This is a genomic window from Streptomyces sp. NPDC047453, from assembly GCF_040643155.1.
Classification (GTDB): Bacteria; Actinomycetota; Actinomycetes; order Streptomycetales; family Streptomycetaceae; genus Streptomyces.
On the sequence record NZ_JBEYTS010000013.1, the window covers coordinates 64800 to 90694 of the forward strand.

Genomic DNA, 25895 nt, shown 5'->3' on the forward strand with positions numbered 1-25895 from the left:
GGGAACGCTCCTGTCATTTGTACCGTCCCGTCAGATCATGCCGGACCGCCGTCCTGCTCGCCTGCCCTGTCCGGCACTTCGGCAAGCCGCCCGTCCTGTTCGGCGGTCTTCGCCTCGGCGAGCCGGCGGTGCTCGGCGGCCTTCCGCTCGTGAATCTCGGCCATGCGCAGGTGGTGGGCGGGGTCGTCCTGCTCGTAGACGTCCGGGATGCCGTCGAGGTCGTCGTCCCGCTCCTCGGACTCGCACAGCCTCCGGTACCGGGCGTTGCGGATCTTCAGCAGGACGGTCGCCAGAATCGCCGCGATGAGGGAGCCGGTGAGGACGGAGGCCTTGACCTCGTCGGTGAGCGCCGCGTCGCCGGTGAAGGCCAGCTCGCCGATGAGCAGGGAGACGGTGAAGCCGATCCCGGCGAGGGTCGCCACGGCGAACAGGTCGGCCCAGGCGAGGTCCTCGCTGAGCGACGCCCTGGTGAAGCGGGCGGTGAGCCAGGTCCCGCCGAAGATGCCGACCGTCTTGCCGACGACGAGTCCGAGGACGACGCCGAGTGTCTCGGGCCGGGTGAACACGTTGGCCAGCGCCCCGCCCGAGACGGAGACGCCCGCGCTGAACAGGGCGAACAGCGGCACCGCCAGACCGGCCGAGAGGGGCCGTACGAGGTGTTCGACGCGCTCGCCGGGGGAGGTCTTCTCGCCCTCGTGGGGGGCACAGCGCAGCATCAGGCCCATCGCGACGCCCGCGATGGTGGCGTGTACGCCGCTGTTGTACATCAGCGCCCAGATGACCAGGGCGAGCGGCCCGTACACGTACCAGCCGCGCACGCCCTTGCGCAGCAGCAGCCAGAAGACGACGAGGCCGGCCGCCGCGCCGCCGAGCGCGGCGAAGTTCAGGCTTCCGGTGAAGAAGACGGCGATGATCAGGATCGCGAACAGGTCGTCGACGACGGCGAGTGTCAGCAGGAAGGCGCGCAGGGCGCTGGGCAGCGAGGTGCCGATGACCGCGAGCACGGCGAGCGCGAAGGCGATGTCCGTCGCGGTCGGCACCGCCCAGCCGCCGAGTGAGCCGTCCGAGACGAGGTTGGTCAGGGCGTAGACGACGGCCGGTGCCGCCATGCCGCACAGCGCGGCGATCACCGGCAGGATCGCGGCTCTGCCGTCCTTGAGGTCTCCGGCGACGAGTTCGCGCTTGAGCTCGATCCCGGCGACGAAGAAGAAGACGGCGAGCAGTCCGTCGGCGGCCCAGTGCTCCACGGAGAGGTTCAGGCCGAGGGAGGCGGGGCCGAGGTGGAAGTGTCCGACGCTCTCGTAGCTGCCGCGCAGGCCGGGGATGTTCGCCCAGAGCAGGGCGGCGACGGCGGCGAGGAGGAGGATCACACCACCGACGGTCTCGGTGCGCAGCGCGTCCGCCACGAAGTTTCGCTCGGGCAGGGACAGGCGTCCGAGGAACTTGCGGGCTGGGGTGTCGGTGCGGGGCGCGGCCACGGGAACCTCCGGTCGGTGGGCATGACGGATCACATGCCGACCAGACTTCCCGGCGCACCTGAGGGATTTTTCCGTTGTGTTGTCCCGCCCACCTTACCCAAGGCGGGGCCGAGCGGGTCCCGGTGTCCTCCCGGGATGCGGAAGGGGCACCCGGCGCCTGTCCCGCCGGGTGCCCCTTGAGGCCGTACTCAGTCCTCGTCCGTCTTCCGGGCGTTCCCCGCTCAGTCCTCGCTGGGCGACGCGGGGAGCTTGGCCTGGATGAGGTCCATGACGGCGGAATCGGTCAGCGTCGTGACGTCCCCGAGCTGCCGGTTCTCCGCCACGTCGCGCAGCAGGCGCCGCATGATCTTCCCGGAGCGGGTCTTCGGCAGCTCCGCCACCGGCAGGATCCGCTTGGGCTTGGCGATCGGGCCGAGCGTCGAGCCGACGTGGTTGCGCAGCTCGGCGCCCAGGTCCTCGGTCTCGGTGACCGCGCCGCGCAGGATCACGAACGCGACGATCGCCTGTCCGGTCGTCTCGTCCGCCGCGCCGACCACGGCCGCCTCGGCGACCGACGGGTGGGAGACGAGGGCGGACTCGACCTCGGTGGTGGAGATGTTGTGCCCGGACACGAGCATCACGTCGTCGACGCGGCCGAGCAGCCAGATGTCACCGTCGTCGTCCTTCTTGGCGCCGTCACCGGCGAAGTACCGGCCTTCGAACCGCGACCAGTAGGTGTCGATGAACCGCTGGTCGTCGCCCCAGATGGTGCGCAGCATCGACGGCCACGGCTCGGTGAGCACCAGGTAGCCACCGCCGCCGTTGGACACCTCGTTCGCCTCGTCGTCCACCACGGTGGCGGAGATGCCGGGCAGCGGCCGCTGGGCCGAGCCGGGCTTGGCGGCGGTCACACCCGGCAGCGGGGAGATCATGATTCCGCCGGTCTCGGTCTGCCACCACGTGTCGACGACCGGGGTGCGGTCGCCGCCGATGTTCTTGCGGTACCAGATCCACGCCTCCGGGTTGATCGGCTCGCCGACCGAGCCGAGGATGCGCAGGGAGGACAGGTCGAACTTCGCGGGGATGTCGTCGCCCCACTTCATGAACGTACGGATCGCGGTCGGCGCCGTGTAGAGGATCGTCACGCCGTACTTCTGCACGATCTCCCAGAAGCGGCCCTGGTGCGGGGTGTCCGGCGTGCCCTCGTACATCACCTGCGTCGCGCCGTTGGCCAGCGGCCCGTACACGATGTACGAGTGGCCGGTGACCCAGCCGACGTCGGCGGTGCACCAGAACACGTCGGTCTCCGGCTTGAGGTCGAAGACCGCCCAGTGCGTGTACGCCACCTGCGTGAGGTAGCCGCCGGAGGTGTGCAGGATGCCCTTCGGCTTCCCCGTCGTGCCCGAGGTGTAGAGGATGAACAGCGGATGCTCCGCCTCGAACGCCTCCGGCGTGTGCTCGGCGGACTGCCGGTCGACGATCTCGTGCCACCACAGGTCCCTGCCCTCGGTCCAGGCGACCTCCTGGCCGGTGCGGCGGACCACGACCACGTGGTCGACGTTGTCCACGCGCTCGACCGCCTCGTCGACGGCCGGCTTGAGCGCCGACGGCTTGCCGCGCCGGTAACCGCCGTCGGCGGTGATGACGACCCTGGCGTCGGCGTCCTGGATGCGAGTGGCGAGCGCGTCCGCGGAGAAGCCGCCGAAGACCACCGAGTGCGTGGCACCGATCCTGGCGCAGGCCAGCATCGCGACCGCGGTCTCCGGGATCATCGGCATGTAGATCGCGACTCGGTCGCCCTTCCGGACGCCGAGTTCGAGCAGTGCGTTCGCGGCCCTGGACACCTCGTCCTTGAGCTCGGCGTAGGTGAGGGCGCGGTGGTCGCCGGGCTCACCCTCGAAGTGGATCGCGACGCGGTCGCCGTGCCCGGCCTCCACATGCCGGTCGACGCAGTTGTACGCCACGTTGAGCGTGCCGTCCTTGAACCACTTGGCGAACGGCGGGTTCGACCAGTCGAGCGTCTCGGTCGGCTCCACGGCCCAGGTCAGCCGGCGGGCCTGCTCGGCCCAGAATCCCAGCCGGTCGGCCTTGGCCTGCTCGTACGCGTCCGCCGTGACGTTGGCGTTCGCGGCCAGGTCGGCGGGCGGCGCGAAACGTCGCTCCTCCTTCAGGAGGTTGGAGAGTGAAGAACGCTCGTTGTCTGCCATCGTCGCACACCGTCCCAGTGGTTTAGACCAATCAATGTGCCCGATTCTCCGAGGGCCTCAGGGTGTCGGTCAACCCCCCTCATCCTGACACCCGCTCATCCACGGGTCACGCACGACGATCCCCGGAGGTTCACTCCTGGAATGTTTTCTCGCCGAGAGTGCCCGACGTGTCGCTCAATGTGAGGGATGGTGCCGTCGCCTGCGGAGTCTCCGTCGCTGCGACCCGGGTGAAGGTCTCCTCGCCGTCCGCCCCCGTGAGCAGGTACGCCTCGGCCTCGCCCACGTGGAAGTACATCCCGTGCAGCTCCAGCGCCCCTTCCCGCAGGGCGCGGGCCACCGAGTCGTGGGCGCGCAGGTGCTCCAACTGCTGGACCACGTTGGTGAGGCACAGCCGCTCGACCGCGTCGGCGGGCGGCCGTCCGGCCGGCCGGGGGCCGGGGCGGCCGTCGTCCGCCATCCGCTCCAGACTGGGCAGCCCGTGCCGCAGCCACCGTCCGAGCGGCGTACGGGTGTGTCCGGAGCCGGAGTCGGTGCCTGAGGCGAAACCAGGGCCCGAGGCGAGGAGGGCCTGCATGGCCCCGCACCCGGAGTGGCCGCACACCGTGATGGAGCGCACGCCGAGCACGTCCACCGCGTACTCCACGGCCGCCGCCACCGAGTCGTCGTCGCCCTGCCCGGGCGGCGGCACGAGGTTGCCCACGTTCCGCACGACGAAGAGGTCGCCGGGACCACTGGAAGTGATCATCGACGTGACCACTCGCGAGTCGGCGCAGGTGAGGAAGAGTTGGGACGGGCGCTGCCCCTCCCTCGCCAGCCGCGCCAGTTCCTCGCGCACCAGGGGTGCCGTGCTGTGCTGGAACGCGCGGATGCCGTGCGCCAGCCGGTGGCCGCGGTCGCCGGGTGCCGGTGCCGTGCTCCCGCACTGGTGGTTGCGCCAGGGCGTCCAGGGCCGGCAGCGGCACCGGGCGCCGTCCGGCGCGGCGGGCTCGGCGATGCGGACTCCGGCACGACGGCCGGTGAGTTCGACCGAGCCGCCCTGCGCGGTGTGCGTCCGCTGCCAGTCCTGCAGTGCCTCGTACGCCGCGTGATCCATGAACGAGCCGTCCAGCCGGACGACTACCGCGGCTCCCGGCGGCACGAGGTGCAGGGCCCGGCTGAGCCGCGGCACCGCGAGGAACGTCAACTGCCCTCGTACATGGACGTGATGAACCCCTTTCCGCTCTTCGTGCGTGATGCGGGTTCGGGTGAGGCGGCGCAGGGCGACGGCGACGGCCACGGCGATGCCGAGGGCCACGCCCTGGAGGACGCCCAGGGCCGCCACGCCGAGGGCGGTGGCGGCGTACACCGGCACCTCCTGGTGGCGGGTCACCGTGCGGATGTGGTGCGGGGACACCATCTGGACGCCGACGGCCATCACCAGGGCGGCGAGCGAGGCGAGCGGGACGAACTCCAGCACCGGGACCAGCAGCAGTGCGGCGATCACTACGAGAACGCCGTGCAGCATGGTGGAGTTCCGGCTCACGGCACCCGCGCGCACATTCGCCGTACTCCGCACGGCCACCCCGGCGACCGGCAGGCCACCGAGCGCGCCGGAGACGACGTTGGCGGCGCCCTGGCCGAGCAGTTCCCGGTCCAGGTCCGAGCGGCCGGCCCGGGCGGCCGGCCCGGCGCGGCCCGCGACCAGCTTGTCCACGGCGACCGCGCCGAGCAGCGACTGCACGCTGCACACCAGCGTGGTGCCGAGCACCGCGGCGACGAGCCCGAGCACCGGCCCCTGGGGCAGTCCGGCCAGGGCGTGGCTGCGCCAGGACGGCAGATCGACCCTGGGCAGCACCAGCCCGGTGAGGGAGGCGACGGCGGTGGCCGCGGCGACGGCGACGAGCGCGGCCGGCAGCCTGCCCAGCAGGCGCCCTGCCCGGCCGGGCAGGCGTGGCCAGGTCGGCAGCACCGCCAGGGTCAGCGCGCTCACGGCGAGGGCCGCCGGGTCGAGGCCGGTCAACTGGGCAGGTAAAGCGCGGAGGTTGTCGAGCACGGAGCTCTGCGGGCTGCCGCCGAGGACGATGTGCACCTGGGCGACGGCGATGGTCACCCCGATCCCGGCGAGCATGCCGTGCACGACGGCGGGGCTGACGGCGAGCGCGCCGCGGGCCACGCGCAGGCAGCCGAGGGCGAGTTGGGCGAGACCGGCGAGAACGGTGACGGCGCAGGTCGTACGCCATCCGTAGCGCTGGATCAGATCGGCGGTGACGACGGTGAGTCCGGCGGCCGGGCCGCTGACCTGGAGCGGTGAGCCGCCGAGCCGTCCGGCGACGAGTCCGCCCACCGCGGCGGCCACGAGGCCGGCCCGCAGCGGGGCGCCGGTGGCCAGGGCGATACCGAGGGAGAGGGGCAGGGCGATCAGGAAGACCGCGACGGAGGCCGACAGGTCGGCCCCCGCGAGGCGGAGGCGACGCGGTCGCCGGGGCGGGCTGTGCGGCGGGTGGGAACGCTCTGTGCGGGCGGACTTCGCGGTGTGGGCGGGGACGCAGGCCGGCATGTTTCCCGTCTCCTCGGGGTGGCGCGGTCGCGGAATTTTCGGCTGACTCGACTTTCGGCTGACTCAGCGGGACTCAACGGGAACGGCGAAATCGGCGCTGAGTAAAGCGATCGTAATGCCGCGTAAAGGCCATGCCTGAATTGTCAACTCAAATGGGGCAGCAAATCACCTCGTTGAGTGAAGTGAGCTTTTTATCGGCTTGTCATACTAATTCCTTCTCCCGTCCATGCGATCTTGACGGCGTTGTCGGCCCGTCCGGCACATCACCAGCACACGCCGTCCCGGCGTCGGACGAGAGAAGGAAGAAGGTGGGCGAAACATGGCCGCCGCCCAGAGGATCGCCGCGGGCGTCGCCGTCGCCGCGGTCTGCGCCTCGTCGCTCGCCGGTTGCGCGAGCGGCCTCGAGGCGCCCAGGCGGGGTGCGCCCGGCGCCCCGCAGAAGGGCCCGCAACTGCCCGGGAACATCGTCCGCCTGATCGGCGACGGGTCCACCGCGTACACCGGAGCGCAGCCGCACCTGGCCAGACCGGAGCGGCTCAAGGCCGGTGAGAGGCCGCCGCAGTTCGTCGTGTTCTCCTGGGACGGGGCGGGGGAGGACAGCCAGAAGCTGTTCTCCCACTTCCGCGAGGTCGCCAAGGCCAACAACGCGACCATGACCTACTTCCTCAGCGGCGTGTACCTGCTCCCGCAGGGGAAGCGGGACCTGTACCGCCCGCCGCAGCACGCCCCGGGCAGCTCCGAGATCGGCTTCAACGACGCCCAGGGCATCGCCGACACGGTCGAGCAGGCGCGTCTGGCGTGGCTGGAGGGCAATGAGATCGGCACACACTTCAACGGTCACTTCTGCGGCCTCGACGGCGGAGTCGGAAAGTGGTCGGTCGACGAGTGGAAGAGCGAGATCGCCCAGGCCAAGCAGTTCGTGAAGTCCTGGAGGACCAACACCGGCATGAAGAACACCGCTTCGCTGCCCTTCGACTACGACAAGGAGCTCGTCGGCGGCCGCACCCCGTGCCTGGAGGGCCAGAAGAACTTCGTCGAGGCGGCGAGCCAACTGGGCTTCCGCTACGACAGCAGCGGCGTCAACAACCAGGTGTGGCCCAAGAGGCGGGACGGCCTGTGGGACCTGTCGATGCAGCTGGTGCCCTTCCCCGGGCACACCTACGAGCAACTGGCCATGGACTACAGCTTCATGGTCAACCAGTCCGGCACGCAGACCCAGGGCGACCCCGCCAAGTTCGGCTACTGGGGCAACCAGATGCGCGACAGCGTGCTGAAAGGCTTCTACCGGGCCTACGACGGCAACCGCGCCCCGCTGGTGATCGGCAATCACTTCGAGTCCTGGAACGGCGGCACCTACATGCGTGCCGTCGAGGACGTGGTGAAGGAGGTGTGCAACAAGCCCGACGTGCGCTGTGTCTCCTTTCGCCAGCTGGCCGACTGGCTGGACGCCCAGGACCCGCGGACCCTCGCCGAGCTGCGGACCCTCAAGGTCGGCGAGGCCCCGCCGCGGGGCTGGGCGTCCTTCCTGCCGAGCCGCCCGGCCCCGGCCCCCAAGGGTGTACCCGGGGCGCCCAAGCCGTAGCGGTGCTCACGCCGGGGCGGTGACACCCTCGCCGAGGACGAAGCCGGGGTCGATCTGCGCCGCGAGGTCGGCCCCGGTCCGCTCGTTTCCCCACGAGGCGGCGTTCTTCAGGTGGAAGTGCACCATCTGGCGGGTGTAGCGGTCCCAGTCGCGCAGCTCGTACGTGGCGTCGGCGGCGACCTGGAGCAGACGCAGCGCGCGGCGGTTGGCGTCCTCCAGGAACTCGAACCGGGGCGGCCGGCCCTTCTCCATGGCGCGCACCCAGTCGGAGTGCCCGATGGTCACGAGCAGGTCGTCCCCGACCTCGGCGCGCAGGAAGTCGAGGTCGTCCTGGCCCTGCACCTTGTTGCCGACGACGCGCAGGACGACCCCGTAGTCGCGGGCGTACTCCCTGTATTGGCGGTATACGGAGACCCCCTTCCGGGTCGGCTCGGCGACCAGGAACGTGATGTCGAAGCGGGTGAACATGCCGGAGGCGAAGGAGTCCGAACCCGCCGTCATGTCGACCACGGCGTACTCGTCGCGGCTGTCCACCAGGTGGTTCAGGAACAGCTCCACCGCCCCGGTCTTGGAGTGGTAGCAGGCGACCCCCAGGTCGGCGTCCGTGAAGGGGCCGGTGACCATCAAACGTGCGGTGCCGCTGCCGAGTTCCACCGGGTGCGCGCAGGCGTCGTAGAGCGGGTTGTCCTCGCACAGGCGCAGCAGGCGCGAGCCCTCACCCGGCGGGGTCGTCTTGATCATCGTCTCGGTGGAGGTGATGCGCGGGTTGGTGCCGCGCAGGTAGCCCTTGATCAGCGGCAGCCGGTCGCCCATCGCCGGCAGCGCGGCGGCCTGCGCCTCCTCCAGGCCGAGCGCGGCCCCCAGGTGCTGGTTGATGTCGGCGTCGATCGCGACGACGGGCGCGCCGGTGGCCGCGAGATGGCGGATGAACAGGGAGGACAGAGTGGTCTTGCCGCTGCCGCCCTTTCCGACGAAAGCAATTTTCATGTTCACGAAGCGTAGTGTTCTGATTGCTCAGTGTGGAGGGGTGCGTGAAGAAGACCACTCCTTCGTGGGGCGGGGTGCCCGGGCCCGTAGGGTCGTACTCATGAGTACGACAGGAGCGGCCGCCGATCCTCCCCCAAGCTCTCGAACGAGCGCGAGCAGGGAGGACCCCCTTGCGGCCCTGGGCGCGCTGCCCGGTGTGGCCGAGTCCGTGGAGTCCGTGCGCAAGGCCGTGGACCGCCTGTACGGGCACCGGGTCATGCGGCGCCGGAGCAACGAGATCACCTCCGAGGCGGCACTGCGCGGTGCGCGCGGCTCCGCGGCGCTGTCCGGTGCGGACTGGGTCCTGGAGGAGGTGCGCCGGCGCTCCGACTTCAGCGGTGACGACGAGGCGCGGGTGATGGGCGCCGCCCTGAGGCTGACGGCCGAGGCCGGCCAACTGCTGTCCATCTGGCGGCAGTCGCCCCTGCGGGTGCTGGCCAGGCTGCATCTCGTGGCCGCCGGGAGCCAGGAGGACGCGGTCGGACGGCCGCGTCAGGAGGGTGAGGACGTCGGCGAGCCGCTGATCGAGCTGCCGCCGCCGAGCGCCGCAGAGGTGTCCGGACGCCTGGAGGGTCTGTCGGAGCTGATCATCGCCGGCAGCTCCGCGCCCGCCCTGGTGACGGCGGCCGTGGTGCACGGCGAACTCCTGGCACTGCGCCCCTTCGTCTCCCACAACGGCCTGGTCGCCCGGACGGCCGAGCGCATCGTCCTGGTCGGCAGCGGTCTCGACCCCAAGTCGGTCTGCCCCGCCGAGGTCGGCCACGCCGAACTGGGCCGCGCGGCCTACGTGGCCGCCCTCGACGGCTATGTATCCGGCACCCCGGAGGGCATGGCGGCCTGGATCGCCCACTGCGCAAGGGCGGTTGAGCTGGGTGCGCGCGAGTCCACGGCGGTGTGCGAGGCGCTCCAGCGCGGGGCGGCGTGACGGACCCGGACACAGGGTTGCGGCGGTACGAGAACTCGTACCGCCGCTGGCATGACCACCGAGTTACCAAGCGTCCTCGATATGTCGCCCATCAGGTCGGGATCTTTGCCCGTCACCTGGTGCGGCTGGCCCGTAATCGACGGGTCGACGTCGCGTGGGTGCTCCGTGTTCATGCTCGGTCCGTGGGGCCAATTGAGCTTTAAAGGTGATCCTTTCGGATGTCCTTTGGTCTCGCGGGCCGTCGAGTCCTTTGTACTGCAAGCCGGGAGTAAGCGGAACCCCTGGCCGCACTTCTTTACTTTCAGGTTCAAACAGGAGCTAAAAGGGCGCGCGAGTGCCGCGCGGGTTTTTCCGGCGGCCGGGCGGCGGATCAGACGATCGAGTTCCGGCGCCGGCTCGTGTACCAGACGAGCCCCGCGGTGGCCGCCGCCGCGCCTATGGCCGCCGCCGCGACCAGGGCCGGACGCGGCGGTACGGAGAACGCGGGCAGCCGTTGCTTGAGCCGCACCGGCCGGTGGAAGTCGAGAATCGGCCACGCGCGCGCGACGGCCTCCCGGCGCAGCGCCCGGTCGGGGTTCACGGCGTGCGGATGCCCGACCGACTCCAGCATCGGCAGGTCGGTCACCGAGTCGCTGTAGGCGTAGCAGCGGCTGAGGTCGTACCCCTCGGACTCGGCCAGCTCGCGGATCGCCTCCGCCTTGGTCGGGCCGTAGGCGTAGTACTCCACCTCGCCGGTGAAGCAGCCGTCCTCCCCCACCACCATCCGGGTGGCCACCACGCGGTCCGCGCCCAGCAGTTCGCCGATCGGCTCGACCACCTCCGCGCCCGACGTGGACACGATGACCACGTCGCGGCCGGCGGTGTGGTGCTCCTCGATGAGGGAAGCGGCCTCGTCGTAGATGATCGGGTCGATCAGGTCGTGCAGCGTCTCGGCGACGATCTCCTTGACCTGCCGCACGTTCCAGCCGCGGCACAGCGCGGACAGATACTCGCGCATGCGCTCCATCTGGTCGTGGTCGGCGCCGCCGGCGAGGAAGACGAACTGGGCGTACGCCGTTCGCAACACGGCCCTGCGGTTGATCAGTCCGCCTTGGTAGAAGGACTTGCTGAAGGTGAGCGTGCTCGACTTCGCAATGACCGTCTTGTCCAGATCGAAGAAGGCCGCTGTGCGGGGCAAGGAGTGGTTTTCCACGCCCCTGAGCATAGGGGCAGCCCATTCGGCGTAAGGTGGGCGCGTGGGTTTGCCTGAGAGGGCTCTCGGGTACACCATGGAAGTCACGGATCGTTCGCGACCGTGCCAACCCGGTCCGACTCCTCCCCCCCCGAGTCGGCCGTGGAGACGACCCCCGCTCTCCCCCCCGGCGGGGGTCGTCGCATGTCCGGGTGGGTTTCTCCCTTTCTGTCCGTGGTTGCCGCGCCGGATCGGCCGCACCGCGCGGGATTCAAGGGGTTCCATGATCCGTCACGCTGTGTAGTGGTGACGCTGCTCTGTGGAAGTCGTACGGGAACCAGTACAGGGGTCACCGGTATGGGTGATGGCGATATTCACAGCCATCGAGTTGTCCACAGTTTTTGACCAAGATCCACACGATTCCCCGGATCACTGCACCCTGATTCCGACGCGCACCGTTCCCGGCGAGTTCATGGCCGGTTCCGATTGTCCGGGCGCGTGCGGCCGGTTCGTATCGGCCGCCCAAAGGAAGGCCGGTCGCCGGTTCTTCTCACGTTCGGGATTCGCGGGGCCGCACGGGCCGCGCGCAAGAAGCAGCGAAGGGGGTTCGGCCCGTGGCCGGAACCGTCACACACGATCCACCGCCCGATGCCGGAGGGCTCCAGGGCAGACCGCTGATCGTCACCGAGGACGCCGGGCTTCTCGACGACCTGCTGCGCCTGTGCGCGGCGGCCGGCGCCACACCCGAGGTCCACCACGGCCTGCCCGAGCGCAGAGGCGGCTGGGAGGCGGCGCCGCTGGTGCTGGTAGGCGACGACGCCGCTCGGCGGGTGCGCGGGGCGGCACGCCGGCGCGGAGTGGTGCTGGTCGGCCGCGACCAGGACGACTCCGGGATCTGGCGGCGCGCCATCGAGATCGGCGCCGATCACGTGCTGGTGCTGCCCGACGGCGAGCAGTGGCTGGTCGACCGCATCGCCGACGTCGCCGAGGGCGTCGGCCGTCCCGCGCTCACCGTGGGCGTCATCGGCGGCCGCGGCGGAGCGGGCGCGTCCACGCTGGCCTGCGCGCTCGCCGTCACCGCGGCGCGGGAGGGCCTGCGCACCCTGCTCGTGGACGCCGATCCGCTGGGCGGCGGCCTCGACGTCCTGCTGGGCGGGGAGACGGCCGAGGGGCTGCGCTGGCCGGCGTTCGCCGCCTCGCGCGGGAGAGTCGGCGGCGGCGCCCTGGAGGAGTCGCTGCCCGAACTGCACTCGCTGCGCGTGCTCAGCTGGGACCGCGGCGACTGCGTGGCCGTCCCGCCGCAGGCCGTCCGGGCGGTGCTGGCCGCCGCCCGGCGGCGCGGTGGCGCCGTGGTGGTCGACCTTCCCCGCCGCGTCGACGAGGGGGTCGCCGAGGCCCTCGCCCAGATCGACCTCGGCCTGCTCGTGGTCCCCGCCGAGCTGCGCGCCGTGGCGGCCGCGGCACGGGTGGCGTCCGCGGTCGGCATGGTCCTGCGCGATCTGCGGGTGGCGGTCCGGGGGCCGTACGCGCCCGGGCTCGACGACCGCGAGGTGGCCCGGCTGCTCGGTCTGCCGCTCGCGGGCGAGGTTCCCGTGGAGTCCGCGTTGCGGCGCTCCGGCGAGGGCAGGACCCCGCCCGGGGCGGTGGCGCGCGGACCGCTCGCCCGCTTCTGCACCGCCTTCTGGGAGCGGGCGCTGATCGAGGCGGCCGCCGCATGAGGACGGTTGCCGAACACCTGCGAACGGACTTGCGAACGGACTTGCGGACGGCCCCGGCGGATGCGCTCCGCGAGCCCGTGCCTGCCAATGGATCCCGGATGCCCGCGGAGTTGCTGGACGGTGTACGGCGGTGGCTCGCCGAGAGCGGGGCCGAGCCGACGCCCGCGCGGGTCGCCCAGGCCTTGCGCGAACAGGGCCGTGTGCTCGGGGACGCCGAAGTGCTCGGCGCGGCCGAGCAGTTGCGTTCCGAGCTGATCGGCAGCGGTCCGCTGGAGCCGTTGCTGGCCGATCCGTCGGTGACCGACGTCCTCGTGTCGGCCCCGGACCGGGTGTGGGTGGACCGGGGCGGCGGACTGGAGCGGACCGCCGTCGCCTTCCCCGACGCGGCGGCCGTACGGCGCCTCGCGCAGCGCCTGGCCGCCGTGGCCGGCCGCCGGCTGGACGACGCCCGGCCATGGGTTGACGCCCGGCTGCCCGACGGCACCCGGCTGCACGCGGTGCTGCCTCCCGTCGCCGTCGGCTGCACCTGCCTGTCCCTGCGGGTCGTACGGCCGCGCGCGTTCACGCTGGAGGAACTGGTCGCGGCGGGCACGGTGCCGCCCGGCGGGGACCGCGTGCTGCGGGCGCTGATCGAGGCCCGGCTGTCCTTCCTCATCAGCGGGGGGACCGGAACCGGCAAGACCACGCTGCTCAGCGCGCTGCTCGGGCTGGCCGGACCGGGCGAGCGGATCGTCCTCGCCGAGGACTCCGCGGAGCTGCGACCCGACCATCCGCACGTCGTCCGCCTGGAGACCAGGCCCGCCAACCAGGAGGGCGCGGGCCTGGTCACCCTCGAGGACCTGGTGCGGCAGGCACTGCGGATGAGGCCGGACCGACTGGTCGTGGGCGAGGTGCGCGGTGGCGAGGTGGTCCATCTGCTGGCCGCGCTGAACACCGGCCACGAGGGCGGATGCGGCACGGTCCATGCCAACGCGGCGGCAGACGTTCCCGCCCGGCTGGAGGCGCTGGGCACCGCCGCAGGGCTCGACCGGGCGGCGCTGCACAGCCAGTTGGCGGCCGCGCTGTCGGTGGTACTGCACCTCGTGCGGGACCGCTCCGGGCGGCGACGGATCGCCGAGGTGCGGGTGCTGGAGCGGGACGCGTCGGGACTGGTGCGGACCGTGCCGGCGCTGCGCTGGGGCGCGGAGGCGTTCGTGGCGGAACGGGGGTGGGAGCGGCTGCGGGGGCTGCTTCGGACGGAGAGCGGGAGAGGGGGCGACGACCGCGATGGATGAGTGGTTTCCGGGCTCGGCCTGCGTGGCCGCGGGCGCGGTGTGTGCCGGGGCGGCCGTGTGGCTGCTGGGCGGCCGGCACTCCGCGGCACGGCGGGCGCGGTCGCTGCTCGCCGGCGGCGGGCCGGAGGGCACGGGGCCGCCGCTCTCGGGCCGGGTCCTTCGCGGACTGGCCCAGGTTCGACGGCGGTTGCACGCCGAGTGGTGGGCGCCGGCCGCCGGGATGGTGCTCGCGGTGCTGGGTGCCTCGGTGCTGCCGGTCGTCGCGGGGGCGGTCGGGGTGCCGCTGCTGCGCCGCACCCGGCTCGCCCGGGCGGCGCGCCGACGGCAGGAGCGGCGGGCGGACGCGGTGATCGCCCTGTGCGGGGCGCTCGCCGGCGAGGTGCGGGCCGGGCGGCAGCCGGGCGAGGCGCTGCTGTGCGCCGCGCGGGACTCGGGTGGGCTCGGCGACGCCCAGGCGTCGGTGCTGGCGGCGGCCCGGTTCGGCGGCGACGTGCCCGCGGCGCTCGCCGCGGCGGCCCGGCAGCCGGGCGCCGAGGGCCTCCGTGGCCTCGCGGCCTGCTGGCGAGTGGCGGTGGACCAGGGCGCGGGCCTGGCGGCCGGGCTGGACCGGCTCGAAGGCGCGCTGCGGGTGGAGCGCGACCAACGCGCTGATCTGCGGGCCCAGTTGTCGGGCGCAAGGGCCACGGCCGTCATGCTCGCCGGCCTGCCGGTCCTCGGACTCCTGCTGGGCACGGCCATGGGAGCCGATCCCTTGCGGGTGCTGCTGCACACGGGAGCGGGACTGGGCTGCCTGGCCATCGGTGGCGTGCTGGAGGGCGCGGGGCTGTGGTGGGCCCTGCGGATCGTGCGAGGGGCGGAGGCGATGTGAGCGCGGGTGGTGTTGTCCACAGGTTGGGGATGGTCGCCGGGGCGGCGGTGCTCCTGTGGCTGTCGGTGAGATGGCTGGCGGCGATGGGCCGGGAGCGGAGCGCGCGGCGGCGGATGGCCGCGCTGCTGGGGACGGAGCGTTCGGCGGAAGAGGCATGGCGCTCGCGCTCACGGCTCCTGGCGGCCGGTGCCGTGCGGCGGTGGCTGCCGGCGGTGGGTGTGGCCGGGGCCGGGTGGGTGCTGGTCGGCGGGCTCACCGGGCTCGCGCTCGGGCTGGCCGGGGCGGCCGGGATGTGGCAGTGGCGGCGGCGTACGGCCGGCCGCCCCGAAGCGGAGTCCGGCGCGGCCGAAGCCGCCCGTCAACTCCCGCTCGCGGCCGACCTGCTGGCGGCCTGCATCGCGGCCGGTGCCGGTCCCGTGATCGCCGCCCAGGCCGTCGGGGAGGCCCTGGGCGGCCCCGTCGGGGACGCACTGGCCCGGGGCGCCGCCCAGGTGCGGCTCGGCGGGCAGCCGGCCGACGCCTGGCGCGGACTCGCCTCGATACCGGGGGCCGCGGCCCTGGCACGGCTGCTGGAGCGGGCCGACGAGTCGGGCCTTCCCGCCGCCGGACCGGTGGCCCGGCTCGCGGCCGACGTCCGCGCCGACCGGGCGCGCATCGCGACGGCCCGGGCGCGCCGCGCGGCCGTGCTGGTCACCGCGCCGGTGGGGCTGTGCTTCCTGCCCGCCTTCGTCGCGGTGGGCGTGCTGCCCGTGCTGATCGGCCTTGCGGGCGGAGTGCTGGGCGGAGGTGGTGGCTGAGGCGCCGGCGGAACGGATACGGGAGCAGCGAGTCGAGAACCAGCGGACAACAGCCAACTGACAGACAACAGCCAACTGACAGACAACAGCCAACCAACAGACCAAGACGTTACGGGGGTTGAGATGTACGAAAAGGTGCGGGCACGGCTGCGTGCCCTGGCGCGCAGGGACGCGGGAATGGTGACGTCCGAGTACGCGATGGGGATCATCGCGGCGGTGGCGTTCGCCGTGCTGCTGTACGAGGTGGTGACGAGCGGCCAGGTCAAGACGGAGTTGCAGAACATCGTGAAGCGAGCGCTCAGTGCGCGGATGTGAACGGGCACGGGCGCACCGGGCGGAACGGCAAGGCGCCGACGCGGGGTTCGTGACGGCGGAGGCGGCCATGGTCCTGCCCGTGCTGGTGCTGGTGGTGACGACGCTGGTCTGGGTCCTGCTGGTCGTGCTCGCGCAGATCCAGTGCGTGGACGCGGCACGGGCAGGGGCCCGGGCCGCCGCCCGCCAGGACCCGGACGGCGCGGTCACCCGAGTAACCGGGACGTGGCACCGCATGGAGCGAAGGTCACGGTGACCCGCCGGGGAGACCACGTGCACGTGGTCGTCGTGGCCGACCCGCCGGGGCTGGAGGTGCTGCCCTTCCGGCTGAGGGAGGAGGCCGTGGCGGAGGCGGAGGACACGCTCGGGACGCGCGCACAGCGGGGGACGGGGACATGAAGCGGAGGACGGGGACATGAGGTGCCGCATTCCGGTCCTCCGCGGCTTTCGTCGCCTCATCGGTGGCGGACGTGGCGGACGCCGTCCGTCCGACCGCGGTTCCGCCACCGTGTGGAGCGTCGGGGCGATCGCCCTGCTCTGCGTGGTGTTCGGCATCGGTCTCGCCCTGGGGCAGGCGGTGGTCGACCGGCACCGAGCGGCCGGGGCCGCCGACCTCGCGGCGCTGGCGGCGGCGGGCCACTGGGCGAAGGGCGGTGCCGCCGCATGCGCCCGGGCGGACGAGGTGGCCCGTGCACAGGGCACTCGACTCGTCCGGTGCGCCATTGTGGGCGACACCTCGGACGTCACGGCGGCGGTGGAACGGGGACCCTTCACCGCGGAGGTGAGGGCGAGAGCGGGACCGGCGGCCCAGGCAGACGCCCCGGTGGGACCGGCGGGGCCGGTAGGGCCCGGGGAGCCCATGGCGGGGGCGGCGGGGCCCGTGGCAAGGGCGGCGCGGCCCGGGGAGCCCACGGCAGGGTCTGTGGGGCCTGGAGGGCCCATGGGAGGGTCTACGGCCTCCGCTGGATCCACGGCAGGGATGGCAGGGTCCACGGCTTCCGCGGGATACATAGCGGGGCCTACGGCTTCCACAGGGACCATGGCGCCCGTGCCTTTCACCCGCGTGGGCTAAGCCTCCGCATCCATCTTCGCCTCCGCCTGCACCTCCGCCTCCTTCTCCTCCGGGGCTGCCTTCAGCAGCACCGTCAGCAGGCGCACGGCCCCCCTCTTGTGCAGCGGGTCGTTGCCGTTGCCGCACTTGGGGGACTGGATGCAGGACGGGCAGCCGGAGTCGCACTCGCAGGAGGCGATGGCCTCGCGGGTGGCCGAGAGCCAGGCGCGCGCGGTGTGGAAGGCGCGTTCGGCGAAGCCCGCGCCGCCCGGATGGCCGTCGTAGACGAAGACCGTGGGCAGCAGGGTGTCGGGGTGCAGCGGGACGGAGACGCCGCCGATGTCCCAGCGGTCGCAGGTCGCGAACAGGGGCAGCATGCCGATCGACGCGTGCTCGGCGGCGTGGAGGGCGCCACCGAGGATCTCCGGGTTGATCCGGGCCTCGTCGAGCTGGTCCTCGGTGACCGTCCACCACACCGCGCGGGTGCGCAGCGTACGAGGAGGGAGGTCGAGCTTCGTCTCGCCGAGCACTTCACCGGTGATGACACGTCTGCGCAGGAAGGAGACCACCTGGTTGGTGACCTCGACGGAGCCGTAGCACAGGCGGCCTTCGCCCCAGGGCACCTCGACGTCCGTCTCCAGGACGGAGATCGCCGTCGTGTCGCGGGCGACCGTCGTGTACGGCGGGGCGGCCTCCTCGACCAGGGCGACCGAGTCGTCCAGATCGAGGGAGCGCACCAGGTACGTACGGCCCTGGTGCAGATGGACCGCACCCTCGTGGACGGTCGTGTGCGCGGCGCCCGCGTCGACCGTGCCGAGCAGCCGGCCGGTGCCGGCCTCGACGATCTGCACCGGTCGTCCGCCCTCGCCGCGGATGTCGGTGAGGTCCGCGGCCCGCTCCCGGCGGGTCCAGTGCCAGGCCTTCGTCCGGCGGCGCAGCAGCTTCGCGGCCTCCAGCTGCGGCAGCAGCTCCGCGCAGGCGGCGCCGAACAGTTCGGTGTCCTCCTCGGTGAGCGGCAGCTCGGCGGCGGCCGCGCACAGGTGCGGGGCGAGGACGTAGGGGTTGTCGGGGTCGAGGACCGTGGACTCGACCGGCTGGTCGAACAGGGCCTCGGGGTGGTGGACGAGGAAGGTGTCCAGCGGGTCGTCGCGGGCGACCAGCACCGCCAGGGCGCCCTGACCGGAGCGCCCCGCGCGGCCCGCCTGCTGCCACAGGGAGGCGCGGGTGCCCGGGTATCCGGCGATCAGCACGGCGTCCAGGCCGGACACGTCCACGCCCAGCTCCAGGGCCGTCGTGGCGGCCAGGCCCAGGAGCTCGCCGGAGTGCAGGGCGCGTTCGAGTGCGCGGCGCTCCTCGGGCAGGTAGCCGCCCCGGTAGGCCGCGACGCGCCGGGACAGCGGCCGGTCGATCTCGGCCAGCCGCTCCTGGGCGATCACCGAGATCAGCTCGGCGCCGCGCCGGGACCGTACGAAGGCGACCGAGCGCACGCCCTGGAGGGTGAGGTCGGTCAGCAGGTCGGCCGTCTCGGCGGTGGCGGTGCGCCGGACGGGCGCGCCCCGTTCGCCCCGCAGCTCGGTCAGCGGGGGCTCCCAGAGAGCGAACACCAGTTCCCCGCGGGGCGAGGCGTCGTCGGCCACCTCCACCACGGGCAGACCGGTGAGGCGGCGGGCGGCCACAGCGGGCTCCGCGGCGGTCGCCGAGGCCAGCAGGAAGACCGGAGAGGCGCCGTAGCGCGCGCACAGCCGGCGAAGGCGGCGCAGCACCTGGGCGACGTGGGAGCCGAAGACGCCCCGGTAGGTGTGGCATTCGTCGACGACCACGTACTTCAGGGCGCGCAGGAAGGAGGACCAGCGCGGGTGGGAGGGAAGGATCCCGCGGTGCAGCATGTCGGGGTTGGTCAGGACGTGGTTGGCGTACTGGCGGATCCACTCGCGTTCCTCGGGCGGGGTGTCTCCGTCGTACACCGCGGGGCGTACGGCCTTGCCCAGGGGCCGGGCGAGTTCCTTCACCGCACGGCACTGGTCGGCCGCGAGGGCCTTGGTGGGGGCCAGGTACAGGGCGGTGGCGCCGCGGCCGTTGGCCGCCTCGGAACCGTCCAGCAACGTCGAGAGCACCGGGACGAGGTAGGCCAGCGACTTGCCGGACGCGGTGCCGGTGGCGACGACTACGGAGTCGCCGTCCAGGGCGTGTTCCGCGGCGCGCGCCTGGTGCGCCCACGGGTGCTCGATCCCGCACGCCTGGACCGCCGCGATCACCTCCGGCCGAATCCGGTCGGGCCAGACGGCATGGCGCCCCGCGCGCGGGGGCAAGTGCTCCGTATGAGTGATGCGCGCAGCCCGGCTCTGCCCCGCGGCGAGCCGGTCGAGAACCGCGCCCGGCGCCAGGCGGGTTGCGGGGCCAGCCGGGGATCGATCGGATCGGTGATTCTTGGCCATCGGCACCGAGTCTGTCACCGACGTGCAGGACAATGGGACCAAGGCGTCGTGCACGCCTGCCGGTAAGTGATTGAATGCCATCGCGGCTGGCGAACCGTCCCGGGGGCTTCAAGCCGAGGTGTCCTGAGGGGCGACCGCTCGATAGCAAGGTGCTGGAGGATCCGTGGACCTGTCCCTGTCGACCCGTACCGTCGGCGATCGTACGGTCGTCGAGGTCGGTGGCGAAATCGACGTATATACCGCGCCCAAGCTGCGCGAGCAGCTGGTCGAGCTGGTGAACGACGGGAATTTCCACCTCGTCGTCGACATGGAGGGCGTGGACTTCCTCGACTCCACCGGGCTCGGCGTGCTGGTCGGTGGCCTGAAGCGCGTGCGTGCCCATGAGGGCTCGCTGCGCCTGGTGTGCAACCAGGAGCGCATTCTCAAGATCTTCCGTATCACCGGTCTCACCAAGGTGTTCCCGATCCACACCTCGGTGGACGAAGCGGTGGCGGCGACAGACTGACCACCGGCCCCGGCCAGGTGACCGGGGCGGAAGAGCCCAAACGGGGGGCCGGGCATTTCGGCGGCCCGGTCCTCCTACAGCACGCCCGTAGCTCCGAGGGGGATGCATGGCCACCGTCGAACTCCGTTTCAGCGCGCTGCCCGAGCACGTCAGGACCGCCCGTCTGGTGGCGGCAGCGGTGGCGCGCAGGGCCGGAGTGGACGAGGCCGTCCTCGACGAGGTCAGACTCGCCGTCGGCGAGGCCTGTTCCCGGGCCGTGGGGCTGCATCGCAACAGCGGGATCTCGGCACCGGTGAAGGTGATGCTGACCGAGGAGGAGAAGCAGTTCTCCATCGAGGTCGGCGACGAGGCCCGGCACGCGCCGTACCACGCCGGGGACGCCCCGGGCGCGGCGGACGAGGCGGAGGCCGAAGAGGACGAGATGGGCCTCGCGGTCATCAGCGGCCTCGTCGACGACGTGGAGGTTTCGGCAGGGGAGCACGGCGGGTTGATCAAGATGACCTGGCCGACCACACCGCCGGTCGCGACGCTTCCCTGACGCACCTCATCCGTTCGGCGCACCACATCGAGGGCCCTGCTTCGCAGGGCCCTTCTTGTTGCACCGCCGCCTCCACCAGGTACATTTGAATTCGTGAATGAATTCACGACCGGTCGGCAGATCATTTGATCAAGCAGTGATCGAGGGTCAATGGTTTTGAACCATTACCTCTTTCGGGTTCCGTGGCGTGACGTCGATCATTTGCTGAAGAGCAGGTGAAGGGCAATTCGGTTTGCCGCGCTCTGTTTTGATCAGGTTCCGCTACCTACAATCCGTCCACATCTTGAGCTCAGCCCAAGCGTCAAGGAGGACGAATGGCGGGGCTTTCTACCCCTCATCAGTTGGGCCACCCCACAACCTTCGCAGCTGCAGTGCTGACCAACGACAATCGGATCATCGTGGCGGTCATCGCGGCCGTCGCGCTGGCCGCGCTCGTGGTCGCAGGCGTCCTGGTGCGCCAGGTGCTCGCGGCGGGCGAAGGCACCAGCAGCATGAAGGAGATCGCTGAAGCGGTCCAGGAAGGCGCGAACGCCTATCTGGGCCGCCAGTTGCGCACGCTCGGCGTATTCGCCGTGGTCGTGTTCTTCCTGCTCATGCTGCTGCCCGCGGACGACTGGAATCAGCGCGCCGGACGATCGGTGTTCTTCCTGATCGGGGCCGCCTTCTCGGCGGCCACCGGCTATATCGGCATGTGGCTCGCCGTGCGCAGCAATGTACGTGTCGCCGCGGCGGCCCGTGAAGCGACCCCTGCGGAGGGTGAGCCGGAAAAGGATCTCACCGCCGTCTCGCACAAGGCAATGAAGATCGCTTTTCGCACCGGCGGCGTCGTCGGCATGTTCACGGTGGGGCTCGGCCTGCTCGGCGCCTCCTGTGTGGTGCTGGTGTACGCGGCCGACGCGCCGAAGGTCCTGGAGGGCTTCGGCCTCGGTGCCGCGCTGATCGCGATGTTCATGCGTGTGGGCGGCGGGATCTTCACCAAGGCCGCCGACGTCGGCGCCGACCTGGTCGGCAAGGTCGAGCAGGGCATTCCGGAGGACGATCCGCGCAATGCCGCGACCATCGCCGACAACGTGGGCGACAACGTCGGCGACTGCGCGGGCATGGCGGCCGACCTCTTCGAGTCGTACGCCGTCACGCTGGTCGCCGCGCTGATCCTCGGCAAGGCGGCCTTCGGCAACGACGGGCTCGCCTTCCCGCTGCTCGTACCGGCCATCGGTGTGATCACCGCCATGATCGGGATCTTCGCGGTGGCGCCGCGCCGCGCCGACCGCAGCGGCATGAGCGCGATCAACCGCGGTTTCTTCATCTCCGCGGTGATCTCACTCGCCCTGGTCGCGGCCGCCGTCTTCGTCTATTTGCCGTCGTCGTACGCCGGTCTCACCGGTGTCACCGACGCGGCGATCAGGGGCAAGGACGGCGACCCGCGGATCCTCGCCCTGGTCGCGGTGGGGATCGGCATCCTGCTGGCCGCCGTGATCCAGCAGCTGACCGGCTACTTCACCGAGACCAACCGGCGTCCGGTCAGAGACATCGGCAAGACCTCGCTCACCGGTCCGGCCACCGTCGTCCTCGCCGGTGTCTCCGTGGGCCTGGAGTCCGCGGTCTACACCGCCCTGCTGATCGGCCTCAGCGTGTACGGGGCCTTCCTGCTCGGCGGTACGTCGATCATGCTGGCGCTGTTCGCGGTGGCGCTGGCCGGCACCGGACTGCTCACCACGGTCGGCGTGATCGTCGCCATGGACACCTTCGGCCCGGTCTCCGACAACGCCCAGGGCATCGCCGAGATGTCCGGCGACGTCGAGGGCGCGGGCGCCCAGGTGCTCACCAACCTGGACGCGGTGGGCAACACCACCAAGGCCATCACCAAGGGCATCGCCATCGCCACCGCCGTCCTCGCGGCCTCGGCGCTCTTCGGGTCGTACCGGGACGCCATCACCACCGGCGCGCGCGACGTCGGGGAGAAGCTGACGGGTTCGGGTGCGCCGATGACCCTGATCATGGACATCTCGCAGCCCAACAACCTGGTCGGCCTCATCGCCGGCGCGGCGGTCGTCTTCCTGTTCTCGGGGCTGGCGATCAACGCGGTGTCCCGGTCGGCGGGTTCGGTGGTGTACGAGGTGCGCCGGCAGTTCCGTGAGAAGCCCGGGATCATGGACTTCAGCGAGAAGCCGGAGTACGGCAAGGTCGTCGACATCTGCACCAAGGACGCCCTGCGCGAGCTCGCCACACCCGGGCTGCTCGCCGTCATGGCGCCCATCTTCATCGGGTTCACGCTCGGGGTCGGTGCGCTCGGCTCCTATCTCGCGGGCGCGATCGGCGCGGGCACGTTGATGGCGGTGTTCCTCGCCAACTCCGGTGGCGCCTGGGACAACGCCAAGAAGCTGGTCGAGGACGGCAACCACGGCGGCAAGGGCAGCGAGGCCCACGCGGCCACGGTGATCGGGGACACGGTGGGCGATCCCTTCAAGGACACCGCCGGCCCCGCGATCAACCCGCTGCTGAAGGTGATGAACCTGGTGTCGCTGCTCATCGCGCCCGCGGTCATCAAGTTCTCCTACGGCAGCGACAAGAGCCTCGGCGTACGGATCGTGATCGCGGTCCTGTCGCTGGCCGTGATCGTCGGCGCGGTCTACATCTCCAAGCGGCGCGGTATCGCCGTGGGCGACGACGACAACGCCGAACGGGTCTCCAAGTCGGCCGATCCCGCGGTGGTTTCGTAGGCGGTCTCATCCCGGGCCCAGCTCAGGAGACGGGCGGGCGGCGCGTACGACGCGTCGCCCGCCCGCCGTGTGTGCGGATGCTCTCCGTGAGCCTTCTCTCGCTTGGTTCAAATGGTCGCAAGACACCACACAAGGGGCGACCGACTCCCGGGTGTGGCCGACACGGCGTGTATGTTCCGGGGCCGAGAGCCATGGAAGGGACCAACCCGGTGAACAAGAAGCTCGCGGCCGCACTGTCCGGCGGTGCGGTACTCGTACTGGCACTGACGGGCTGCACCAGCAGCGCTGCCGACAGCAAGAACGACGCGCTGAACACCTGGGCCAAGCAGGTGTGCGACGCGGTGCAGCCGCAGGCGAAGAAGATCGAGGCCGCCAACGCCGCCATCCAGAAGGAGACCTCGGACAACAGCGAGCCGGCCCAGGTCCAGAAGACCGACGCGCAGGCCTTCCAGGACATGGCCGACGCCTACAAGGCCATCGGCCAGGCCGTGAACACCGCCGGCGCACCCGAGGTCGACAACGGCCGGAAGAAGCAGCAGGACGCGGTCAAGGAGCTCAACGGCCTGGCGGCCTCGTACACCTCGCTGAAGCAGCAGGTGGACAAGCTCGACACCAAGGACCAGGCCAAGTTCGCGGACGGCCTCAAGGAGGTCGCCACCCGGCTGGACAAGCTGAGCCGGACCGGGAGCGACGCGCTGAAGAACCTCGAGGAGGGCGACGTCGGCCGGGCGATGGCCCAGCAGCCGAGTTGCAAGTCCGCCTCCGCCACCCCGTCCACCTCGGGCTCGTCCCCGGCGACGAGCGGCTGACGCACGCAGGCAGGCGCTCGGACAGGCACGCAGAGACGCACGCGAGCACGCGCGCAGACACACGCAGGCACATGCGCGCGTGCGCTGTCGGAGTGAGCCGACACAATGGGGGCGTGAGTGACACCAGCCTGCCCGCACTGCCCGCCTCCGACCGACCGGACGTCGCCGCCCGGCTCCGGGACGCCCTGCTCGGCGCCTCCTTCACCGCCGACGGACTGCTGGAGCTGCTCGGCGCGCCCGCGTACGCGGCGCTGGCGCGCGCCGAGACCGTGCCCGCGCTCCGGGCCACGCGCGGCGACACGCCGCTGGAACTGCTGGTCCGGCTGTTCCTGCTCCAGCAGCCGGTGCCGTACGCGCGCGTGGCGGGCGTCCTGCCCGTCGAGGCGTGCCTGGAGACCGGCTGGCTGGTGCGTGCCGGCGCGGACGAGGTCGCCGCGACTGTGGACGTCCGGCCGTACGGCGGACTCGACGGCGAGGACTGGTTCATCGTGTCCGACCTGGGCTGCGCGGTGGGCGGCGCGGGCGGGATCGGCAGCCGCGACGAGGGCGTCGTCCTCGGGGTCGGCGGCGCCTCCACGACGCTGGCCGGCATCACGGTCCGCACGCCGGTCGGCTCCGCGCTCGACCTCGGCACCGGCTCCGGCATCCAGGCGCTGCACGCCGGCCGGCACGCCACGCGCGTGACCGCGACCGACATCAACCCGCGCGCGCTGCACATCACCGCCCTGACGCTCGCGCTGTCCGGCGCGCGGGCCGCCGATCTGCGCCAGGGCTCGCTGTTCGCACCGGTCCACGACGACGAGCGGTTCGACCTGATCGTGTCGAACCCGCCCTTCGTGATCTCCCCGGGCGCCCGGCTGACGTACCGCGACGGCGGGATGAGCGGGGACGATCTGTGCCGCACGCTCGTTCAAGAGGCGGGCGACCGCCTGAACGAGGGCGGGTTCGCACACTTCCTCGCCAACTGGCAGCACGTCGAAGGGGAGGACTGGCAGGACAGGCTCAGGTCATGGGTGCCCCGCGGGTGCGACGCGTGGATCGTCCAGCGCGAGGTGCAGGACGTCACGCAGTACGCCGAGCTGTGGCTGAGGGACGCCGGCGACCACCGCGGCGACGCCGCGGAGTACCAGGCGCGGTACGACGCCTGGCTGGAGGAGTTCGAGGCGCGCAAGGTCAGGGCCGTGGGCTTCGGCTGGATCACACTGCGCAGGACGGGCTCCGCGACGCCCTCGATCACCGTGGAGGAGTGGCCGCACCCGGTGGAGCAGCCGCTCGGCGACACCGTCCGGGCGCACTTCGCCCGCGTCGACTATCTGCGGGACCACGACGACGCGGCCTTGCTCGACGGTCACTTCCGGCTCGTGCGCGAGGTGGTCCAGGAGCAGGTCGGGCTCCCCGGCGCCGAGGACCCCGAGCACGTCGTGCTGCGCCAGAACCGCGGGATGCGCCGGGCCACCACGGTGGACACGGTGGGCGCCGGCTTCGCCGGTGTTTGCGACGGCACGCTGAGCGCCGGCCGCATCCTGGACGCCATCGCCCAGTTGATGGGCGAGAACCCGCTCCTCCTGCGCGACCGCACTCCGGCCCAGATCCGCCTGCTGGTGGAGCAGGGCTTCATCGAACCGGCGCAGAAATCGGTGGAGGAACCGGCTCGGTGACCGGTTCACGCGACCGATGAGGCCCGTGCGCCCCTGAGCGCTCGCCGGGCCCACAGGTGCTACTGGGGCGGCGGCGAGTTCTCGTCGTTCTCGGGGCGTGTGGGCCGTTTCGACGGTGCTCCGACAAGGTTTTCGATCTTTGCCGGGACCGAGCCGGAAAAACGCGGGAAAAAGCGGAGAGCTTGATTCCCGTCACCTCGCGAAGGCGTCGGAGCGCCGCCCCGGGAGCGGGGCGACTCCTGTTCACCGCGGGTTGGTGTCGTCGTCGCCCGCGGGTGTCAGCCTCCCGTACCGGGGCATCCGGGG

18 protein-coding genes and 2 pseudogenes are annotated in these 25895 nt (G+C 71.8%); 14 read left to right on the top strand and 6 right to left on the bottom strand.

What is annotated here, in order from left to right; genetic code table 11:
* Positions 1 to 35: 35 nt before the first annotated feature.
* The 3 genes from nhaA to ABZ818_RS14770 form a co-directional block, all read right to left on the bottom strand.
* Positions 36 to 1478, bottom strand: coding sequence for a Na+/H+ antiporter NhaA (gene nhaA, locus ABZ818_RS14760; RefSeq protein ID WP_361414159.1), 1443 nt, complete (start codon positions 1476 to 1478; stop codon positions 36 to 38).
* A 221-nt stretch (positions 1479 to 1699) separates the two neighbouring features.
* Positions 1700 to 3664: an acetate--CoA ligase gene (gene acs / locus ABZ818_RS14765; RefSeq protein WP_361414162.1), complete on the bottom strand. Its 1965-nt coding sequence runs from the start codon at positions 3662 to 3664 to the stop codon at positions 1700 to 1702.
* Positions 3665 to 3794: 130 nt separating this feature from the next.
* Positions 3795 to 6200: a SulP family inorganic anion transporter gene (locus tag ABZ818_RS14770; protein ID WP_361414165.1), complete on the bottom strand. Its 2406-nt coding sequence runs from the start codon at positions 6198 to 6200 to the stop codon at positions 3795 to 3797.
* Positions 6201 to 6519: 319 nt separating this feature from the next.
* On the opposite strand from ABZ818_RS14770, the gene ABZ818_RS14775 reads away from it, so the two are divergent.
* The gene (locus ABZ818_RS14775; RefSeq protein ID WP_361414167.1) at positions 6520 to 7782 is read left to right on the top strand and encodes a hypothetical protein; all 1263 of its coding nucleotides are present in this window, start codon (positions 6520 to 6522) and stop codon (positions 7780 to 7782) included.
* Positions 7783 to 7788: 6 nt separating this feature from the next.
* Here ABZ818_RS14775 and ABZ818_RS14780 read toward each other — a convergent pair whose 3' ends face one another.
* Complete coding sequence (locus ABZ818_RS14780; RefSeq protein WP_361414170.1) at positions 7789 to 8769, bottom strand: ATP-binding protein; 981 nt, start codon at positions 8767 to 8769, stop codon at positions 7789 to 7791.
* 100 nt (positions 8770 to 8869) lie between these two features.
* Here ABZ818_RS14780 and ABZ818_RS14785 point away from each other — a divergent pair, with 100 nt between their 5' ends.
* Entirely contained in the window at positions 8870 to 9733 is an 864-nt protein-coding gene (locus ABZ818_RS14785) for an oxidoreductase (RefSeq protein WP_361414173.1), read from the top strand.
* 370 nt (positions 9734 to 10103) lie between these two features.
* Here the strand turns inward: ABZ818_RS14785 and ABZ818_RS14790 are convergent, their stop codons facing one another.
* Positions 10104 to 10937: an HAD-IB family hydrolase gene (locus ABZ818_RS14790; RefSeq protein WP_361414176.1), complete on the bottom strand. Its 834-nt coding sequence runs from the start codon at positions 10935 to 10937 to the stop codon at positions 10104 to 10106.
* A gap of 581 nt (positions 10938 to 11518) precedes the next feature.
* On the opposite strand from ABZ818_RS14790, the gene ssd reads away from it, so the two are divergent.
* From ssd to ABZ818_RS14825, 7 genes and pseudogenes are all read left to right on the top strand, one after another.
* On the top strand, positions 11519 to 12622 hold the full coding sequence (gene ssd, locus ABZ818_RS14795) for a septum site-determining protein Ssd (RefSeq protein WP_361414179.1): 1104 nt from the start codon (positions 11519 to 11521) through the stop codon (positions 12620 to 12622).
* Between the two features lie 98 nt (positions 12623 to 12720).
* Positions 12721 to 13896, top strand: a complete 1176-nt coding sequence (locus tag ABZ818_RS14800; RefSeq protein WP_361414181.1) for a TadA family conjugal transfer-associated ATPase — start codon at positions 12721 to 12723, stop codon at positions 13894 to 13896.
* Positions 13889 to 14764, top strand: coding sequence for a type II secretion system F family protein (locus tag ABZ818_RS14805; protein ID WP_361414183.1), 876 nt, complete (start codon positions 13889 to 13891; stop codon positions 14762 to 14764). The genes ABZ818_RS14800 and ABZ818_RS14805 overlap by 8 nt, the downstream gene beginning before the upstream one ends.
* A gap of 29 nt (positions 14765 to 14793) precedes the next feature.
* Positions 14794 to 15561 carry a type II secretion system F family protein gene (locus ABZ818_RS14810; RefSeq protein ID WP_361414185.1) on the top strand — a complete coding sequence of 256 codons (768 nt, stop codon included), beginning with the start codon at positions 14794 to 14796 and terminating at the stop codon, positions 15559 to 15561.
* Between the two features lie 123 nt (positions 15562 to 15684).
* Positions 15685 to 15876 carry a DUF4244 domain-containing protein gene (locus tag ABZ818_RS14815; RefSeq protein WP_361414187.1) on the top strand — a complete coding sequence of 64 codons (192 nt, stop codon included), beginning with the start codon at positions 15685 to 15687 and terminating at the stop codon, positions 15874 to 15876.
* 67 nt (positions 15877 to 15943) lie between these two features.
* A pseudogene (locus ABZ818_RS14820) lies at positions 15944 to 16272 on the top strand (TadE family type IV pilus minor pilin).
* A 58-nt stretch (positions 16273 to 16330) separates the two neighbouring features.
* Positions 16331 to 16678 (top strand): annotated as a pseudogene (locus ABZ818_RS14825) (Rv3654c family TadE-like protein); the annotation flags it as partial.
* Between the two features lie 263 nt (positions 16679 to 16941).
* Here ABZ818_RS14825 and ABZ818_RS14830 read toward each other — a convergent pair.
* Positions 16942 to 19440 (bottom strand): DEAD/DEAH box helicase, encoded by a 2499-nt coding sequence (locus ABZ818_RS14830; RefSeq protein WP_361414189.1) that lies wholly within the window; start codon positions 19438 to 19440, stop codon positions 16942 to 16944.
* 82 nt (positions 19441 to 19522) lie between these two features.
* On the opposite strand from ABZ818_RS14830, the gene bldG reads away from it, so the two are divergent.
* The 5 genes from bldG (at position 19523) to ABZ818_RS14855 (ending at position 25589) form a co-directional block, all read left to right on the top strand.
* The gene (bldG, locus tag ABZ818_RS14835; RefSeq protein ID WP_009189842.1) at positions 19523 to 19864 is read left to right on the top strand and encodes an anti-sigma factor antagonist BldG; all 342 of its coding nucleotides are present in this window, start codon (positions 19523 to 19525) and stop codon (positions 19862 to 19864) included.
* Positions 19865 to 19970: 106 nt separating this feature from the next.
* Positions 19971 to 20402 (top strand): ATP-binding protein, encoded by a 432-nt coding sequence (locus ABZ818_RS14840; RefSeq protein WP_361414191.1) that lies wholly within the window; start codon positions 19971 to 19973, stop codon positions 20400 to 20402.
* Between the two features lie 314 nt (positions 20403 to 20716).
* Entirely contained in the window at positions 20717 to 23122 is a 2406-nt protein-coding gene (locus tag ABZ818_RS14845; RefSeq protein ID WP_361414193.1) for a sodium-translocating pyrophosphatase, read from the top strand.
* Between the two features lie 191 nt (positions 23123 to 23313).
* The gene (locus ABZ818_RS14850) at positions 23314 to 23931 is read left to right on the top strand and encodes a small secreted protein (protein ID WP_361414195.1); all 618 of its coding nucleotides are present in this window, start codon (positions 23314 to 23316) and stop codon (positions 23929 to 23931) included.
* 113 nt (positions 23932 to 24044) lie between these two features.
* Positions 24045 to 25589 (top strand): class I SAM-dependent methyltransferase, encoded by a 1545-nt coding sequence (locus ABZ818_RS14855; RefSeq protein WP_361414197.1) that lies wholly within the window; start codon positions 24045 to 24047, stop codon positions 25587 to 25589.
* Positions 25590 to 25895: the final 306 nt, after the last annotated feature.